Raw genomic sequence first — 16,361 nt, forward strand, 5'->3', positions numbered from 1 at the left:
CCGACCTTTGTGTCCTTTTTGTGTCTTTTTTCTGTCAAAAATCTTCCACCATCTTTGCCCCTTCTGCCCCATCGAGTTCGGCCACGGTTCCATTCATGACACGGTAGACTCTCTGGCAGAGGCCGAGGACACTCGGACGGTGCGTCGTAACGATACAGGTTTTGTTGGGACGCTGACGGATGATATTTCGAAGAACGTTTCGTTCCGTCGTGACATCCAGTGCCGAGGTGGCTTCATCCAGAAGCAGCACCGGGGCATCGCGGAGGACGGCACGGGCGATGGCAAGCCGCTGGGACTGACCTTCGGAGAAACCGCGGCCACGTTCCCCGACGCGGCTGTTGATGGTGTCCGGCAGATGCTGAACAAAATCCCAGGCGCAGGAGATTTTGAGCGCTTCAATGATCTCCTCGTCGGCCGCATCCTCTTTTACCATGCGCATATTTTCGGCGATTGTGCCGGAAAGGATCGTATTTCCCTGTGGAACATAGGCGAAGAGATGACGCGTTTCGGCGTTCATGGGAACCGTTTTTCCGTTTGAGGCAATGATCACGGTTTCCCCCTCCTGCGGGCGGATAAGGCCGAGAATCAGGCGGATCATCGTTGTTTTTCCCTCGCCGGACGGGCCAACCAACGCTACAATCTCGCCGGGGGCGGCCTGAAACTCCGATTTGGTAATTACTTTGTTTCCTTCTATATAGGAAAATTCTACCCCATGCATCTGTACCCGGAAGCCATCCTTTGCCAGCGGATCAAGCGCGGCACTCTCCGGGATATGGACTTCTTTTGGCAGCTCTACGAGCTCACGGATCCGGTGCGCCGAGACGGAGCTGTTGAGGAAGGACGGAATAATCGAAATCACGTTTCCAAATGCGCCGGAAAGGTTACTCCGCTGCTGCAGGAACAGTGTCATGGTTCCATAGGTAATGTCGTGCGTCCACAGACGGAACAGGCAGTATCCGAACGCCGTAAACTCCACCGCACTCCCGAGAATAGACATTACGATATTGGTTTTAATCGTAAACAGATTATATTTCAGGCTGATGTCTTTGAAAAGTCCCTGCCACCAGCGCATCTTTTTGCTGTAATACGGTGCGATGCCAAACGACTTGATCGTATCGAAATTGTAGAATGCTTCTACCTCAAAGCTCATCAGGTTGCTGCTCATCTCGCGCACTTTTTTGCTGTATTCCCGCTGACGGCGGATCATAAAACGGGACATCAGAAGCAGAAACGGTGCGCTTAAAAAAGCAATCAGTGCCATAACCCAGTCATAATGCAGGATTACGAAAAAGGTGGCAATAAACCGATACACGGCAATGATAATCGTCGGGAGCCAGCTGATTGCGTTGCCGCTGACCGTTCCAATGTCGCCGTTGAAACGGTTGAGTACGTCACCGTTTGCGTATTTGCTGATTTCCAGCCAGTCCGCATCAACGATTTTGTCAAAAATATCCGCCTGGATGTCGTTGTTGATGGCGATACCAAGCTTCGTTGAAATGCGGTTGATGACACTCTCAAACCCAAGGCTGAACACGGTGCTTCCGATCATGATGCAAAGCAGCAGCGGGAGCTTCTGTATCTGGTATCCGGTGATGATATCGATCAGGTATTTTCCTGCCACGCTGCTGACAAGGCCAAGAGAAGTGCTTAAGATGCCGAGAATCGTGTAAAAAACGATCGCACCTTTATAGCGCGCACTGTAGCCAAAAATCCATTTCCAGTCATCGATGATTTCAGAGAACGTTCCATTTTTCCATCGCTCCGACAGGATGCGGATAGACTCAAAGGGAGCGTCTTTACTTTTCTCTTTGGATTCTTCCTGCATGCGCGCCTCCTCTCTTTTTCCCGTCTGCGGTGCGGATCATATCGTATTTCTTCAACAATTCGACACGTCCCGCACCCACTTCAATGCTCAATTTCTGTCCTTTTTCTCCCTGCCCCAGCCATTTCAGGATTCGCTCCACGTATGCAGCCGGGAGCAAAAACGGATACCTCGCCGCATAGGGATACTTGTTTTTCATATAGGAAGCTTCCGGAACCAGCGATTTCCAGATTCCCCCGGCTGTGTGCTTTTCCATTCCGGTTTCTGCCGCATACAGGGTAATGTTTGCACTGTGGATCCGTCCCGCGCTCGATTTTCCGAACGAACCGGCATCGAGAATATCGATCAGAAGCGCTTCGGAATCCGAGTGAAGCTTCTTTGCGGCACGGACTGCCCCACTTGCTTCATAGGAAAAGCCCAGATACCGCTCGCCGATATCCAGCAGATTGATACAGAAGCACGTCATATGATACTCTTCGCACAGCTGCCAGAACATTTCCCAGTCTATTTTTCTTCCATATATACGAATCATCTGTACCATATCACAGATCTGACGGATCCCGACGCCGCCGTGAAGAAAGTGCTTGAAGCTGTGACAGAGAAGATAGAAAAGATGATGCGTTTCTTCTAAGGTAAAGATACTCTGACCCTGCACTTCCACCCTGGATGGATGCGCAAAAACATCGGAAAATGCACGGTTCAGATAACCATAGGCAGAGGATTCTGTGCTGAACAGCCTGGTATGTATTTCATAGAAGACCCCTGTTTTCGGATGAATGTAGCCCATCTCTTCCGGGGCATCACCGTCTTTTGTGCCATCCGGCATTGCGGCTTCTTTGTCCCGCACAAAGCCCTTTTGCATAAAATAGGCATCCACTGCCGAAAAATCCTTTTCCGGAATCAACAGATCCTCATCCCCGGACGGGCGCAGATCCGGCTTCGGATAGAGATTTCTGCACACAATTCCTTTCATCACCAGCGGCTGCACGCCCAGCTGCGCCAGCTCCTTTTCATCGGAAAGAAACAGCGCTGTGCGCGAAACTTGCTGAAAAATACTCTGCATCGCCTGTGTTTTTACCTGTCCGCGCAGTTCCCACGGAAGTCCCGCAAATTCCGGTGTTTTACCCACAACATCGTAGACCGCTGACAGCAGCGAATGCTGTGCTGCCATGACAAACAGATGATTCCATTGTTTTTCTGTCAGCGCCGCAAGTTCTTCCAAAGCTGCTTTTTCTTCTGTCAAAAACGCACGAACCACCGCAAGGAATGCGGTTTCTGTTTCTGTAATCATGTTTTTTCCCTTTCGTTTTCCCTGTGTGCGAACCTTTTTCCATGTAAAAGGCGATAGATCCGGTTTCCCATCGGCCGAAGCGGAATCATGCGAATCCAGACCTTCTCAAAAAAGCCCCACCAGAAGCTTCCCGGCGCAAGCCTTTTTCCTTTCCGTTCCACCTGTGTCACCCGTGCAAAAATCTGCTCCCGCCGCACATTATGTTCGATTTCTGTCTGTCCGTCCCCGATCAGGTCGTAGCTTTCTCCATGGACACCACAGATCCGATGCACCACAAACTGCCCGCCCGGCCGCTCATAAAATACGATATCGCCCTTTCGCAGCTCCCTCTCCGGGGTACGAAAAAAAATGCTGTCCCGCCCGTGGATCAGAAACGGCGCCATGCTGCTCCCGGAAATCACCATCCGCACTTCTTTTCCCTGCTCTACCAGCTCTCTTAGCATTCCGACATAGGCGCGGGTGTCTACCAGCCTCATGCCTTTTTCTCCCTTCTTTGCATCGCGCTTTTTTGCAGCAAAGCCGCTGCTGCTTCTTCTTCGGACGAATCTCTTGCAAGCTCCTGCTCCAGCGTTTTCACCGCATCCTCCGAAATATCACACGCCAGATGATACACCGGCACCTTTCCCACCAGACGCTCGAGAAGATCCAGATTTTTCACCAGCCCCTCCCGATCCCAGCGGTTCATGGTGATCTGTCCGTACAGGCTTGTAAATGCCTCTGCCGGGCGAAGCCGCCACGCCTGGTTCAGCTTCGCCTGGCTCAGCATCACGATGCATCCGACTGGCAGTTTTTTGTTTTCGCAGACCTCCGACGTTCCGCAGACCGGCCAGCCGTTTGCTGTCCACGTTTTGCCGTCATATTCAAGCAATGCCTTATCACCGTTTACAGTACGGCTTCCCCGGTACTGCTCCCAAAGGCCCGCCTGCGTAGTTTTGCCCGTTCCAGATGGTGCTGAAAAGAGCATGGCCTTCCCCTGATACTCCAGGTATGCACAGTGCAGAATCAGGCATGGCCGCTCCGACAGGCGGCGTTCCAGTGCAAGAAGAGACAGAAATACAACCTCATATTTTGCAACTCCATCCAGATACCATCTCCCGACAAACACCTGTGCATGCTTTTGTGCCGTCTCACGATACAGCGCATAGGGACGCTCTTCGCCTTTCACACCGATCAGGCGGCTCTCCAGCCCTTCCCCGTTACGAAACACCTGCAAATCGACCCGGTTTACAAGTAACTCACCCTCCGCCTCCGGAAGTATATCGACAATAGTAATGGTATAGGTATAGTCTGCCGACTCCTTTTCCACCGCAAACTTTTCCATATCCGCCGGAAGGACCAGCTCCTCCGGAAAGCGCAGCCGGAAGGAAAAGCTTCCTGTCTGAAATGTTTTTTCCATAAAAACTCCTCTTTTTTTCTCTGTGATCTTCCATTTTCCACACATCGTGTCACGATCCCTTTTTCCGCATTTATGATAGCAAAAAAAAGATGCTCCGTCAATTGTTTGCTCCCCTTATGTAATGTAACTTGTAATTTTTTTACTTCCTTTTCTTTCCTGCTTTTCCTTGACTTTTTCTTTTTTTCCTCTTATAATTACTTGTAATGATAACTGTAATTGTATTTCTGTTCGCTTTTCCCCGTTTTACCGGTTTGACGGCAGAAATGGTGTTCGCCCGAAAAGGCACGGCACTTTGCAAGAGGAGGTTTTGATGGAACCAATGGCTTCCCCGACCTGGTCGGATCTGTTACAAACGATAAAAGAAAAGAAATATCGTGTCAGCGCCGATTATCTGCTGCGTGAAATCGCAGGAGAATACGCGATCATTCCCGTCGGGGCTGCGTGTCAGATTTCGAATGCTGTAATGGTTCCAAACGATACCGCCGTATTCCTCTGGAATACATTTCAGCAGCCGCATACCATTTCGGAGGTCGTTGCACAGGCTGCAGAAGAGTATGAGGCTCCGGAGAAAAAAATTCAAGATTCCGTATTAAACTTTGTGCATGATACTTTAAAATATCAATTATTAGAGGAGGTTGTTTCATTATGAGAAAAGAGTGGATGGAACCTGTCATTGAGGTTCAGGAATTTGTTGCAAATGAGTATGTGGCGGCTTGTGAAAGCGGAATGGTTTATAAATTTACCTGTGATGCTCCTGGAGGACCGTTGTATTATTATCCTGAGGGTGATGGTAAAATTAATGGAGAATACACTGGCCATGGATCTGCAGAATTGTTAGGTCTCTTCTATCACCCATGCGATGCTAAACACGAAGCCAGTGTAACAAGTGACTTTTACGATGGATTTGTTGATTACAATCATAACAGACGGCAGGATCCTAACGAAGGAGTCATTGTATGGCGCGGTCCAAACAATAATAACGGACATGCAACCATCGAATTAAACATGAATTCCTGGGCGACCGCAAAATCCTGATTGTTCCCACAACATCATATTTTTTCAAACGACTGTAAAAGGATCGAACCAACCGTTTCGATCCTTTTCTTTCTGTTCCCAGGCAAAGCGGATATTCGCAATCCGCTTCGCTACTTGCTTGATTCAGTTCATCCCTGGTCCTCTGGACCGGTTTTTGTTTTTTCGGAGGAATTTTTATGAACTATATGGACGACGCTTCGACCTTTGAGCATTCCCTTCTCCAGAAAGCCCGCCAGAAGCACATTCCCGTTACCGGCGCGCTTGAGCTTCTGCCGCTTTGCAATATGAACTGCGACATGTGCTATGTCCGTCTGTCCCGTTCGGAAATGGAACGGCAGGGACGGCTTCGCACGGTGGAGGAATGGGTTCGCCTTGCAGAGCAGATGCAGAAGGCCGGTACTGTTTTTCTTCTTCTGACCGGCGGGGAGCCGCTGCTCTTTCCGGATTTTAAAACGCTGTATCGCAGGCTTCGAAATCTGGGCATGATTCTTACCATCAATACAAACGGAACTCTGCTGGACAAAGCCTGGGCTGATTTTTTTGCCACATACCCGCCGCGCCGCATCAACATCACGCTCTATGGTGCCGATGCCGCTTCCTACGACCGTCTGTGCCATTTTCCGCAGGGCTTCGATCAGACCCTTCGCGCAGTCCGGCTGCTCCGCGCGCGAAACGTGGATGTGAAGATCAGCTGCTCTGTGACCAAAAAGAATCCGCAGGATTTTTCCAGGATTTTTGCCCTCGGAAAAGAGCTCGGTGTCCCTGTTCACGCCGATCACTATATGATGCCCGCCGTCCGGGAACGCACCCTTCCCTTCGATGCGCAGGTACGCCTGCACCCAGAGGACGCTGCCGCGCTGGCCTTTCAGGCGTTGAAGCTGCAGCTGGACGCCGATATTTTCCGGCAATATGTCCGGGAATCCGTCCGCCGTGTCAACGACCCTGCTTTCCCGCGGGGGGACGGCCACATTTCCTGTCTTGCCGGGAACTGCTCCTTCTTTATCAACTGGCAGGGCCGACTTTTCCCCTGTGTCATGCTCTCAGAGCTGTCGGCGCCGGTCTTTGATCTCGGCTTTTTGGCAGCCTGGGAAACGGTTTCCGCAAAAGCCCGGAATCTTTCGCTTAGCACAAAATGCCGGCAATGCCGTTTCCGGCCGATCTGCCGCACCTGCGCAGCAGCTTCCTTTTTAGAGACCGGTTCGTATCAGGGCGCGCCCGATTATCTCTGCCGCTATGCCGAACATTATTATGATCTGCTGCTCGCCGAGCTCGCTTCCTTTTCTTCCGATCCGTCATAAGTTGTATCTGCGAAAAAAAAACAAAAGCTCCCACCGGAATCCATTTGGTGGTTTTCCGGCGGGAGCCTCTTTGCAGTTTCGTATCCTTTTTCTTATTCCCGGTACTCTTCCTCAATATTTTTTACGGCGCGAAGCTTGTTCGCATAGGCAAGGATCTCTTCTTTCGGATAATTCTGTTTCCGACACCAGGTTAAAATTTCTTCTTTTACCTCTTCCGGTATTTTGTTGTTCAGACGGAGACAGTCGCAGAAGGTTCTTTTCGGTGCATAATAGCGGTAGGATCCGAACTCTGTTTCTTTCTCACAGATTTCGCCCGGAAGATCGGCATTCTGGAAATAAAAACGTCTGATTTCAAAATTTTCCAGCTCCATCTTCTTCCGGTCTGTGCGGGATGTGGCAACCGCAATGGTTTCCGGCTCCTTTTCCAGCATTCCGGCAAGCCATGCGGCGCTGTCCATACAGATCACCGCGCGCGGGTTTACCTTTGCAATTTCTATATATTGATAGTCCTTTGGCTTTTCATAGCCACACTCTTTGCACCAATACCATCCGCGTGCAAAACGTTCAAGACTTCCTTCCTCTTCCATTTCTGCAAGCTGCAGTACGGTCACCTGATGATCGCGGAGGTCTGAAAAGCTCATATAGCCATGATGTTGTTTAAATAAAGTCGTAATCTTCTGGTATGTTTTAAAAAGCATATCTTTTTTCCCCTTTCAGGATGTGTAACATCGTTTTTCATCTATAGGCGTTTGCACATATAATATTCCAATTTTCATCGAATGGCAAGCCTTAATTTCCGAAAGATTGTTTTTTCTCTGTATTTTGGCCATCCTTATGGAAAAAAGAGAGAAGAGACCGGATTTTCCTATGCAAAATCCGGTCTCTTCTCTCTTTTTTTATGTACTGATACCAGGGTCAAAAGATCAAAAACATGAGTAAGTAACCATTTTTCGGAGAAAAATGAGCGGATTACAAATGTTTCTGAAGATTGCGGGAGTGCAAAGCACGTAGCAATCCGGTATCAAAATCTATACGGTTTCTGTAACGATTCATGCCGTGTCGCATCCGGCCGGCTTTTTATTCCTGTGACGTTTCCAGAATCTCTTTCAGGTACTGAAGAAACAGCTGACATTCTTCCATCGTTCCCACGCTTACACGGCTCATCTCAAAGGCACCGATACGGATGCCCTTTTCCATCAGCTGTTCCTGAATCCAAGCAGGATCTTTTCCGGTATCAAAGTAGATGAAATTCGACTGGGACGGATAAACCCTGCAGCCAAGCGCTGCCATCTCTTTTTCCAGATATTCTCTTCCCTCCACGATTTTGGCTTTCTGCTCCTGATAATATTCCTGGTCTGCCAGGCCTGCCACTGCCGCTTTCTGGGCACAGACATTCAGGTTACAGGAAGCGGAACATTTCCGCATGATTCCAATCAGCTCTTCGGAGCCCAGCGCATAGCCGACACGAAGGCCTGCCATCGCATAATATTTGGAAAAGGTACGGAGAACCAGAATCGGTTTTTCCGGATGCGCTTTCATATAATCGACCATACTACAGCAGTCCGGCTCGGTGGCAAATTCCATGTATGCCTCATCCATCACTAACAGAACGTCCTCCGGAAGGGTATCTGCGAATGCTTCCAGCTCCCCGATCGGCACATACGTTCCGGTCGGGTTATTCGGATTGCAGATCACCACGATTTTTGTTTTTTCACCAATTTTTTCTTTCATGGCAGGGAGATTAAATTTCTGCTCTTCGGTAACCGGTACGGAAACCGGCACACCGCCGTTTAAGTATGCCATATCGGCAAATGCCCCGTAGGTCGGAGCGGAAAACAGCACCTCATCTCCCTCGTCCAGAAAGGTCAGTCCGATCATATCGATCATCGCACTCGATCCGGCGCCGGTCAGTACATTTTCTGCTTTTAATCCGTACTGCTCCGCTACCTTCTGTTTCAGCAGTACTGCTGCAAAATCAGGATAAAAATGGCTTCCCGCCATAGAGTCCTCCAGTGCCGCCACTGCCTTCGGTGACATTCCGTAATTGTTTTCGTTTAATCCCATATGGATCAGTTTTGAGGTGTCCTTCGCAAATGCTTTCTGACGTTTGCTCGGCGGCATACTCTGTAATGCGTGGCTGATGATTTTATTTACTTCCATATTCATTTCCTCCTGTTTTCACGGCTTCTATTGTTTTTTTTCCGGAAAATTACCGTTTTACGGCTCCCCTCGAAACAGCTGCTAAGCCATCTGCGGAGCCTTCCCGTTTTCCGATTTTTTGCTTAAGACTCAGAAGAGCTGTCTCCCAATACCAGATATTTGGTACGGATCATGTTTCTGGACGGGTCAATCTCAAAGTTTGTGATGTCGGTGCTTACCAGATAAATATTGGAAGAGTTCAGTACCGGTACGCCGAAGCAGTAGTCGTTTACCAGTACGCTCTCAGCCTGGTGCAGCAGCTCAAATCTGGCGGTCGGATCGCTTTCCTCATTCGACTGTGCCATCAGTTCGTCATACTCCGGGCAGTTGGTCTTGTTATCGTTGTAGCTGTCGTTGGAACGGTACATGGAAAGGAAGGTGAACGGATCGGTAAAGTCTGCAGTCCATCTCATGCGGGCAAGCTGGAAATCACCGGATCTTCTCTCTGCTACCTGTACCTGCTGCTCCTCTGCCTGAAGCTCCACCTCGATACCAAGATTTGTTTTCCACTGTGCCTGCAGGGCCTGTGCCATATCGCTGTCGAGCTGGAGGCTCGGGTATTTGTAGGTGATGGCCGGGAAGCCTTCTCCATCCGGGTAACCGGCCTCTGCCAGAAGCTCTTTTGCCTTGTCCGGATCAAAGCCGATCGGATCTTCCTCTACTTCCTCTGCCCAGTCCTTGCCGCTTGCGGAGGATTTCAGATGTTTTGCTACGAAGAAATCACTTGCCTCATAAGAGGAACCGCACGCGGAAGCTACCTCATCGCGGTTGACTGCCATAGAGAACGCCTGGCGGACGCGGACATCGTCAAAAGGTGCTTCATTTACATTGAACAGTACATAATAACTAGTCTGAGATGGAGAAGTAATCAGCTCATCGCTGTCTTTATACTCGTCCATAACGGTATAATCTGCTGAGATAAAGTTCAGCTCACCGGATTTATACGCATTGATGATGGACTGTGTATCGTCCATAACCATTTTTTTGATCGTATCGGTTTTGATCCGGTCTGCCTGAACGTAATTTTCATTTTTCTTATAAACGCTGTACTGGTTCGGTACATACTCTGCGAGGTAGTACGGTCCGCAGCTTACCAGCGCATCCATGTCATTTCCCATTGCCCAGTCGCCGTTGGTCTCGGTCTGAAGCTCACGATGCGTCGGCATATAAACCGGAAGTACAAAGAGCTGTTCGAAGTAAGCGCACGGCTCCTTTAAGTTGAACACAATGGTCTTGTCATCGCTGGTGTCTACGCCAAGACCGCTCTCATCGCCGGTTCCGTTGTACATTTCCTCAGCTCCCGCAATCGGGTAAAGCATTGAGGAATAACCACTCTTGCAGTTCGGATCCAGTGCGCGGACAATGGTATTTTTGAAATCGGCACTTGTCACATCGTCTCCGTTGCTCCATTTTGCATCGCTGCGGAGGTGTACGGTGTACTGTGTCATATCCTCATTGACATCAACGCTTTCTGCCAGAATGTAATCCCAGGAACCGTCCTCTTTCATTTCCATGATCGGGGCCATACACACATCATCGTAGGACCACCACCACAGAGAGCTTTCTCCTGCACTGTCCAGAGATCCGGACTCTGTATTCATCGTTGTTACAATCATATCGGAAGTACTGCCGCTTTTGCCTCCTCCGGAAGAGCTTCTGCTTCCTCCGCTGCTTCCGCATCCGGCAAGGGATCCTGCCAGAAGAACAGCCGCTGCCACTGTCGCTGTTGTTTTCCATAATTTTTTCATAATGTCACCTCCTAGTTTGTCAGTTTGATTCTCGGGTCAATGAGGGAACAAATGATATCCACTGCCAGGTTTGCAACGGTGATAATCACACCGATGAAAACACTGAAGCCAAGGACTACGGTGTAATCACGGTTCGTGATCGCATTCGTAAATTCACGTCCGATTCCGGGAATGGAAAAAATAGATTCTACAACAAAGCTTCCTGTGATCAGAAATGCGATGGCTGGTCCGAAATAGGTGACAACCGGGATCAGTGCATTTTTAAGGACGTGACGCGCGGTGATGTACAGATTGCTAAGTCCCTTCGCTCTTGCCATCGTTACGTAATCCATCTGGATCGCCTCGGAATACGTACTCTTGGTCAGTCTGGCAATCGAAGCGATCTGTCCGAATGACTGTGCTGCCACCGGAAGAATGTAGTTGGCCGGAGAACCAAGACCGACGATCGGAAGTACCGGCCACCAGACACCGAAAACCATCATCAGCAGGATTGCTGTGACGAATCCCGGGATACTGACCCCCAGCGTCGCAATTCCAAGCAAGGTGTTTTTCACTGCCAGCCGCTTGCTCGTCGCCATCCAGATACCCATCAGAATACCGACGAAAGCGGATACCGCGATAGAGAGAAGTCCGATGCTTAGCGTGTACGGAAATCCTCTTGCGATCAGTGTATTAACAGAAACGTTCTTTTTATAAGAAATGCAGAGATCTCCGTGCATCAGATTTTCCATGTAAAGAATATACTGTTTCCACATGGGTTCATCCAGTCCGTAGGTCGATTCGAGCTGTTCAATCGCGCTCTGGGAAAGATTATCCGCCTCGAACGGGCTGCCCGGCATAATCCGAATCAGGAAAAAGGTAATGGTGATCAGTGCCCAGATCGTCACCACTCCGATGAATAAACGTTTTATGATGTATCTTACCATGCAGCATTCCTCCCGTTCCGGCTTTTTTAGCTCAGAAGAGGCAGCCGAACGATCTGTTCTGGCTGCCTCTTTGCACCTTTTTACTGTCTTTTGTTTTTATAATGCTTCCTCGCCGCGCTGGCCGGTACGAACCCGGATGACATCTGCCACTTTCTCGACAAAAATCTTTCCGTCTCCGATATTTCCGGTACACAGCTTCTTTTCCAGGAAGCCTTTTAATACTTCAATTGTCTTATCGTCACCAACGGTCTCGAATTTGCATTTCATCAGTACATTCGGTCCGCTCATGGTTCCACGGTACATCACCCGGTAACCCTTCTGGTTTCCATATCCGGTGATATCCGTTTCCATCACGCCGTACACGGCACACGATTCCATGATGTCGATGACATCCTCCCGGTTCGCGGGTTTGACAATAACTGTCAGCTTTTTCATATCCGCACCACCTTTTTTATTGATCCTTTTTTATTTATCATTATGGAAGTGGAAGTTTGCATAAGCGCTGCATCCGTGCTCGTGCATATCCAATCCGTCGATCTCTTCCTTCTCGGTTACGCGAAGTCCGATGGTCTTTTTCAGGACGAAGAACAGAATGAACGCCAGGATCAGGGTATATGCTGCAACTGCTACAAAACCGATCATCTGGGTGATAAAGCTGCATCCCTCGCCGAAAATACCGGTGAATAAGGTTCCGAGTGCTCCACAGACACCGTGTACACTGATTGCACCAACCGGGTCATCGATTTTTACGACTTTATCAAAGAATTCAACTGCGAATACAACGACAACACCTGCAACTGCTCCAATGAACAGTGCCTCGTAATCATTGACTACATCACAGCTTGCTGTAATAGCTACCAGTCCGGCCAGTGCGCCGTTCATTGTCATACTGATATCCGGTTTTCCATAACGTACCCAGGTAACAATCAGGGTAACAAGTGTTGCTGCTGCTGCCGCAAGGTTTGTAGTCATGGCAATGTCGCCAAGATTATAGGTTGCTGCTGTGGTAGATCCACAGTTAAATCCGAACCAGCAGAACCAGAGGATAAAGACACCAAGTGCTCCAAGCGGAAGGTTATGACCAGGAATAGCAACCGGTTTTCCCTCTTTTGTGTATTTTCCGATACGAGGTCCGACCATTTTTGCACCGGCAAGGGCACACAGACCGCCGACCATATGAACTGCGGTAGATCCTGCAAAATCATGGAACCCGATCTGGCTTAACCAGCCGCCTCCCCAGATCCAGTGTCCGGTGATCGGATAAATGAAAACGCTGATCGCTGCGGAGTAAATCAGATAAGAGATAAATTTGGTTCTCTCTGCCATAGCTCCTGATACAATCGTTGCCGATGTTGCACAGAACACGGTCTGGAAAATCATGAATACGCCGATCGGCAGTCCGTTGAACATGCCGTCTGCATCTGCCAGCGATTTCGGATTAAAAAAACCGGCGGTTCCGATAAAAGCATTGCTTCCTCCGAACATCAGCGCAAATCCGATGATAAAGAAGAAAATAGAGCCGAGCACGAAATCCATCATGTTCTTCATCAGAATGTTTCCTGAGTTTTTCGCTCTTGTAAATCCTGTCTCCACCATGGCAAATCCGGCCTGCATAAAATACACCAGAAAGGCTCCGACCATGGTCCATACGATATTGAGTAATACCTGTGTGTTTTCCATAATAAGTTCCTCCTCATTCCCATCTTACCTGTTCCCGTCTGCAGATCTTCTGAAACGGTCATCTTGAAACGGTAGCTTTCAGATTTTTTAAAGTGCCTGTTCGCCGTGCTCACCTGTCCGGATCCGCACTGCATCTTCGACATCGTAAACGAAAATTTTTCCATCGCCGTAGTTTCCGGTTGACAGGTTTTTCACAACAAAATCAACGATTTTCGGAACCTTGTCGTCCTCCACAACGGTTTCCACTTTAACTTTCGGAAGCATTTTGGCCACGATTTCCGCTCCGCGGTACATCTGACGATATCCCTTCTGATTTCCATATCCAAGGATATTTGTGATCATCATACCGTTTGCCTTCTGCTCCTCGAGGAGTAGCTCCAGGTTTTCGAGGCTCTCCGGACGAATTACAATTTCCAGCTTTTTCATGATTTTCCCTCCCTTTCCGAACCGGCTCCTGTACAGCTTCTGATTTTTCCGGCTGCGGATTTCTTTTTTATCCGCCTTCCCGGTTTTCTCTTCCATTCATTTACCGGCTCTGCTGCTTCTATATAGAAATCTGTTTTCTGACAGATTTTCTAACCTCTTCTTTCATGCCTGGACTGTTCCGCAGCTCTGCTGTTTTTACAGTTGTTTTTACAGTCGTTTTTTTGCAGCTGTTTTCACAATCCGCTGTTTTTAATTAATCACACTCGTCGGCATTCCCTCCAGGTAAGACCGGAAGTTTTTCACCGCCAGATCTACTGCACGGAGTCTTGCTGCCTTCGGCTGCCAGGCGATATGGGAAGTAATAAAGGTGTACGGCGACTGCATCAGCGGAATCTGATACTGCGGCGGCTCATTTGCGACAACATCGAGTCCTGCCATATAAACCTTTCTCGATTCCAGCGCCTCAAGAAGCGCCTCCTCATCGATGATGATTCCCATCGTTTTCTGGTAGAGCTCAATCTGCGGCACGAACAGTTGATTGTAGCTTGCCTGCGGATTCGTTTCTTTTTCTTTCCAGTACCCTGTTTTGGTGTAATCGCTCTGTACCGTCACGTTATGACAGATGTTCATGAGCAGTGCCATCGCATACTGGGCAATGGTGACATCGCCGTAAATCGTATTCGTTATGGTCACGCCCCGGCGTCTTGTCATTTCCACATCGAAGTCTTCAAATCCATGTCCCAGCGTTGCGATATATTTCAGATTCGGATGCGCTTCAAAGAGCTTTTCGTTGATCACTCCTTTGTGGACCCAGATACCAAGTGCTGCGTCGGCGTTCCCGATCTGACTGCTGTAATCTTCGAAGGTGTACCTCTTTTCTCCTGATGGATGATACGGAACTTTCTGATCTGTGGTACGGTCTGCAGCATTTTGTTCCACTCTGCTTCTATTTCTTCGTACGTCAGATCGATGGTTCCCGGGTCTCCCTGAAAAACGACTACCTCATAGTTTTCTTCTTTCATACGCCTCGCCTCCTGTTGTGCAATCAGTCCGCAGATCATAACAAGCTGTTCGGCTGCGTGACACGCTGTTTTCTTATCCCCGCTTCCGAGGAACTGTGCTCCGACAACGGAACCGCCGCTTGCCATCGATGTGAAAATCACGATCAGCAGTACGCAGATCGTATTGACAAGTGAGATTCCGGAAACAGCCGTTTCACCGGCCCCGGATACCATCACCATATCTGCCATACCGACGGTAACGGCCAGCACCTGTTCCACAATCAAGGGAACGATCAGCCGGACCAGACGCTTTCGGTCAAATAAAACGTTTGTGTTTTCCATCGGACTTTCTCCTTTCCGGTAAAATCAAAAAGCGATCTGGAAATTCTTCTTCCAGATCGCCCCGTTGCGAACTCTTTACTGACGTTTCTCCTTTGGATTGAAAAACGCGGCACGAAGCTTTCCCTTCGTACCGCGCCTTCGCGAATCCATTACTTATATGGAGTTTATCTTGAAAAACAGACAGAGCGTTTTCCGGTTTTCTGAGAGTGTTTTTTGGGAGAAATAAAACCTTGGAGAAAGGGAGAAAATTACAAACGGAGCGATTCTATTCCCAGAACCGCTCCGTTGCGTTATCTTTACTCTATTCTTTTTCTCTGCTGTTTTTCAACATAGGCACATTCTAGCGGAATTCCCGCTTTTTGTCAATCCTTAAATTTTTTGATGATTTTCGGTCTTTTGCGTCAGTTCTGTCAATTTTACACAATTTCACCGATGTTTTTTCGGTTGTTTCTGAATATTTTTCTCATGAACCTTTGAAATTTCTTTGTTTTCTTTTAAAATCGCGGAAAAACTCCGGCAAAATTCTGTGAAAATTCAGAGCGAACGCCAGACTTGGCATTCATCAAATATCCGCTACCTGTCTGGAGCGTGTTTGAAAAAAGCTCTGTTATGTCAGATCCAGTCAAAATCTCCGCCGGTAATCGCAAGACTTAAGAGTGCATCCATCTTTTCCACTTCCTCTTCGCCCTCAATTTTTTGCAGCAGCACTGCGGTGTCCAGCACATCCTCCAAAGATTCGCCAGGTCCGATTTCATAATCCACCTCCGCCTCGCAGTCCGGGCATGGGATTTTTTCCATCGTCTGAAGGGATAAAAAGCGGTTGCCGCATTTCTTGCATTCATAATAACCACATGTTTTGGTTCCGTCTGGTACGTAATACATTTTTTCATACTCCTTTTTATTTTTCATACTTCTCAATGATACACTGATGTTCTTTTACCGCATCCGTGAACTCGCTGCGGACTTCTTCATTTGGAATGTACGCCATCTGTTCTCTTCGATCGTATGCCAGATAGCCTAAGTGAATCAGTGCAGTTAAAACGTCATCTTTATTTTTAAATGTCACCATATCATTCTGATACGATTTCGTTTTTACTTTCACTCGTTCCCCGGACATCATCGTAATAATGTCTGTTATAATATGCATCCAATTACGTATCGGATTCTACATCTTAATTCCGCAGTATTCCCATGTCA

Annotated in this window: 18 protein-coding genes; 3 read left to right on the forward strand and 15 right to left on the reverse strand. The window is 48.5% G+C overall.

Translation table 11 applies throughout. The annotated features are described in order from the left end of the window. Positions 1–34: 34 nt before the first annotated feature. The 4 genes from DWX00_RS17830 to DWX00_RS17845 are packed head-to-tail and all read right to left on the reverse strand — an operon-like array spanning position 35 to position 4,509. The gene (locus DWX00_RS17830) at positions 35–1,825 is read right to left on the reverse strand and encodes an ABC transporter ATP-binding protein (RefSeq protein ID WP_118595921.1); all 1,791 of its coding nucleotides are present in this window, start codon (positions 1,823–1,825) and stop codon (positions 35–37) included. After that, entirely contained in the window at positions 1,797–3,113 is a 1,317-nt protein-coding gene (locus tag DWX00_RS17835; RefSeq protein WP_118595922.1) for a nucleotidyltransferase domain-containing protein, read from the reverse strand. The genes DWX00_RS17830 and DWX00_RS17835 overlap by 29 nt, the downstream gene beginning before the upstream one ends. Then, on the reverse strand, positions 3,110–3,589 hold the full coding sequence (locus DWX00_RS17840) for a S24/S26 family peptidase (RefSeq protein WP_118595923.1): 480 nt from the start codon (positions 3,587–3,589) through the stop codon (positions 3,110–3,112). The genes DWX00_RS17835 and DWX00_RS17840 overlap by 4 nt, the downstream gene beginning before the upstream one ends. Next, the gene (locus DWX00_RS17845; RefSeq protein WP_147398279.1) at positions 3,586–4,509 is read right to left on the reverse strand and encodes a hypothetical protein; all 924 of its coding nucleotides are present in this window, start codon (positions 4,507–4,509) and stop codon (positions 3,586–3,588) included. The genes DWX00_RS17840 and DWX00_RS17845 overlap by 4 nt, the downstream gene beginning before the upstream one ends. 310 nt (positions 4,510–4,819) lie before the next feature. On the opposite strand from DWX00_RS17845, the gene DWX00_RS17850 reads away from it, so the two are divergent. The 3 genes from DWX00_RS17850 to DWX00_RS17860 all read left to right on the forward strand — a co-directional run bounded on the left by DWX00_RS17850 (position 4,820) and on the right by DWX00_RS17860 (position 6,842). Then, on the forward strand, positions 4,820–5,158 hold the full coding sequence (locus tag DWX00_RS17850) for a PqqD family protein (protein ID WP_118595925.1): 339 nt from the start codon (positions 4,820–4,822) through the stop codon (positions 5,156–5,158). Then, a complete protein-coding gene (locus tag DWX00_RS17855; RefSeq protein ID WP_117761468.1) occupies positions 5,155–5,544 on the forward strand; it encodes a hypothetical protein in 390 nt (129 codons plus the stop codon). The genes DWX00_RS17850 and DWX00_RS17855 overlap by 4 nt, the downstream gene beginning before the upstream one ends. Positions 5,545–5,720: 176 nt before the next feature. Next, positions 5,721–6,842 (forward strand): radical SAM/SPASM domain-containing protein, encoded by a 1,122-nt coding sequence (locus DWX00_RS17860; protein ID WP_118595926.1) that lies wholly within the window; start codon positions 5,721–5,723, stop codon positions 6,840–6,842. A 92-nt stretch (positions 6,843–6,934) separates the two neighbouring features. On the opposite strand, the gene DWX00_RS17865 is transcribed toward DWX00_RS17860, so the two are convergent. From DWX00_RS17865 to DWX00_RS17915, 11 genes are all read right to left on the reverse strand, one after another. Further along, the gene (locus DWX00_RS17865; RefSeq protein WP_118595927.1) at positions 6,935–7,540 is read right to left on the reverse strand and encodes a type IV toxin-antitoxin system AbiEi family antitoxin domain-containing protein; all 606 of its coding nucleotides are present in this window, start codon (positions 7,538–7,540) and stop codon (positions 6,935–6,937) included. Between the two features lie 379 nt (positions 7,541–7,919). Next, a complete protein-coding gene (hisC, locus tag DWX00_RS17870) occupies positions 7,920–9,002 on the reverse strand; it encodes a histidinol-phosphate transaminase (RefSeq protein ID WP_158578905.1) in 1,083 nt (360 codons plus the stop codon). A 122-nt stretch (positions 9,003–9,124) separates the two neighbouring features. Then, positions 9,125–10,789, reverse strand: a complete 1,665-nt coding sequence (locus DWX00_RS17875) for a peptide ABC transporter substrate-binding protein (protein WP_118595929.1) — start codon at positions 10,787–10,789, stop codon at positions 9,125–9,127. A gap of 11 nt (positions 10,790–10,800) precedes the next feature. Next, positions 10,801–11,715: an ABC transporter permease gene (locus DWX00_RS17880; RefSeq protein ID WP_118595930.1), complete on the reverse strand. Its 915-nt coding sequence runs from the start codon at positions 11,713–11,715 to the stop codon at positions 10,801–10,803. A 96-nt stretch (positions 11,716–11,811) separates the two neighbouring features. After that, on the reverse strand, positions 11,812–12,150 hold the full coding sequence (locus tag DWX00_RS17885; protein WP_022462439.1) for a P-II family nitrogen regulator: 339 nt from the start codon (positions 12,148–12,150) through the stop codon (positions 11,812–11,814). 30 nt (positions 12,151–12,180) lie between these two features. Further along, positions 12,181–13,395, reverse strand: a complete 1,215-nt coding sequence (locus DWX00_RS17890; protein WP_117804666.1) for an ammonium transporter — start codon at positions 13,393–13,395, stop codon at positions 12,181–12,183. Between the two features lie 87 nt (positions 13,396–13,482). Next, positions 13,483–13,821, reverse strand: coding sequence for a P-II family nitrogen regulator (locus DWX00_RS17895; RefSeq protein ID WP_055221847.1), 339 nt, complete (start codon positions 13,819–13,821; stop codon positions 13,483–13,485). A gap of 249 nt (positions 13,822–14,070) precedes the next feature. Further along, positions 14,071–14,619: an NAD(P)-dependent oxidoreductase gene (locus DWX00_RS20230; protein ID WP_243038052.1), complete on the reverse strand. Its 549-nt coding sequence runs from the start codon at positions 14,617–14,619 to the stop codon at positions 14,071–14,073. Next, positions 14,616–15,164 (reverse strand): MATE family efflux transporter, encoded by a 549-nt coding sequence (locus DWX00_RS17905; protein WP_118595932.1) that lies wholly within the window; start codon positions 15,162–15,164, stop codon positions 14,616–14,618. Before DWX00_RS17905 ends, DWX00_RS20230 begins: the two co-directional genes overlap by 4 nt. Positions 15,165–15,776: 612 nt before the next feature. Continuing rightward, positions 15,777–16,046, reverse strand: coding sequence for a hypothetical protein (locus DWX00_RS17910; RefSeq protein WP_055221876.1), 270 nt, complete (start codon positions 16,044–16,046; stop codon positions 15,777–15,779). Between the two features lie 16 nt (positions 16,047–16,062). Then, positions 16,063–16,311 (reverse strand): hypothetical protein, encoded by a 249-nt coding sequence (locus DWX00_RS17915; protein ID WP_147398280.1) that lies wholly within the window; start codon positions 16,309–16,311, stop codon positions 16,063–16,065. Positions 16,312–16,361: the final 50 nt, after the last annotated feature.

Origin of the sequence: Blautia sp. AF17-9LB (assembly GCF_003479185.1) — a bacterium.
Lineage (GTDB): Bacteria > Bacillota > Clostridia > Lachnospirales > Lachnospiraceae > Fusicatenibacter > Fusicatenibacter saccharivorans.

What these genes read in the sequence shown, in the direction of transcription:
- DWX00_RS17830 (WP_118595921.1), bottom strand. Translation starts at nt 1,825, where the DNA reads ATGCAGGAAGAATCCAAAGAGAAAAGTAAAGACGCTCCCTTTGAGTCT.
- DWX00_RS17835 (WP_118595922.1), bottom strand. Translation starts at nt 3,113, where the DNA reads ATGATTACAGAAACAGAAACCGCATTCCTTGCGGTGGTTCGTGCGTTT.
- DWX00_RS17840 (WP_118595923.1), bottom strand. Translation starts at nt 3,589, where the DNA reads ATGAGGCTGGTAGACACCCGCGCCTATGTCGGAATGCTAAGAGAGCTG.
- DWX00_RS17845 (WP_147398279.1), bottom strand. Translation starts at nt 4,509, where the DNA reads ATGGAAAAAACATTTCAGACAGGAAGCTTTTCCTTCCGGCTGCGCTTT.
- DWX00_RS17850 (WP_118595925.1), top strand. Translation starts at nt 4,820, where the DNA reads ATGGAACCAATGGCTTCCCCGACCTGGTCGGATCTGTTACAAACGATA.
- DWX00_RS17855 (WP_117761468.1), top strand. Translation starts at nt 5,155, where the DNA reads ATGAGAAAAGAGTGGATGGAACCTGTCATTGAGGTTCAGGAATTTGTT.
- DWX00_RS17860 (WP_118595926.1), top strand. Translation starts at nt 5,721, where the DNA reads ATGAACTATATGGACGACGCTTCGACCTTTGAGCATTCCCTTCTCCAG.
- DWX00_RS17865 (WP_118595927.1), bottom strand. Translation starts at nt 7,540, where the DNA reads ATGCTTTTTAAAACATACCAGAAGATTACGACTTTATTTAAACAACAT.
- hisC (WP_158578905.1), bottom strand. Translation starts at nt 9,002, where the DNA reads ATGGAAGTAAATAAAATCATCAGCCACGCATTACAGAGTATGCCGCCG.
- DWX00_RS17875 (WP_118595929.1), bottom strand. Translation starts at nt 10,789, where the DNA reads ATGAAAAAATTATGGAAAACAACAGCGACAGTGGCAGCGGCTGTTCTT.
- DWX00_RS17880 (WP_118595930.1), bottom strand. Translation starts at nt 11,715, where the DNA reads ATGGTAAGATACATCATAAAACGTTTATTCATCGGAGTGGTGACGATC.
- DWX00_RS17885 (WP_022462439.1), bottom strand. Translation starts at nt 12,150, where the DNA reads ATGAAAAAGCTGACAGTTATTGTCAAACCCGCGAACCGGGAGGATGTC.
- DWX00_RS17890 (WP_117804666.1), bottom strand. Translation starts at nt 13,395, where the DNA reads ATGGAAAACACACAGGTATTACTCAATATCGTATGGACCATGGTCGGA.
- DWX00_RS17895 (WP_055221847.1), bottom strand. Translation starts at nt 13,821, where the DNA reads ATGAAAAAGCTGGAAATTGTAATTCGTCCGGAGAGCCTCGAAAACCTG.
- DWX00_RS17905 (WP_118595932.1), bottom strand. Translation starts at nt 15,164, where the DNA reads ATGGAAAACACAAACGTTTTATTTGACCGAAAGCGTCTGGTCCGGCTG.
- DWX00_RS17910 (WP_055221876.1), bottom strand. Translation starts at nt 16,046, where the DNA reads ATGTATTACGTACCAGACGGAACCAAAACATGTGGTTATTATGAATGC.
- DWX00_RS17915 (WP_147398280.1), bottom strand. Translation starts at nt 16,311, where the DNA reads ATGCATATTATAACAGACATTATTACGATGATGTCCGGGGAACGAGTG.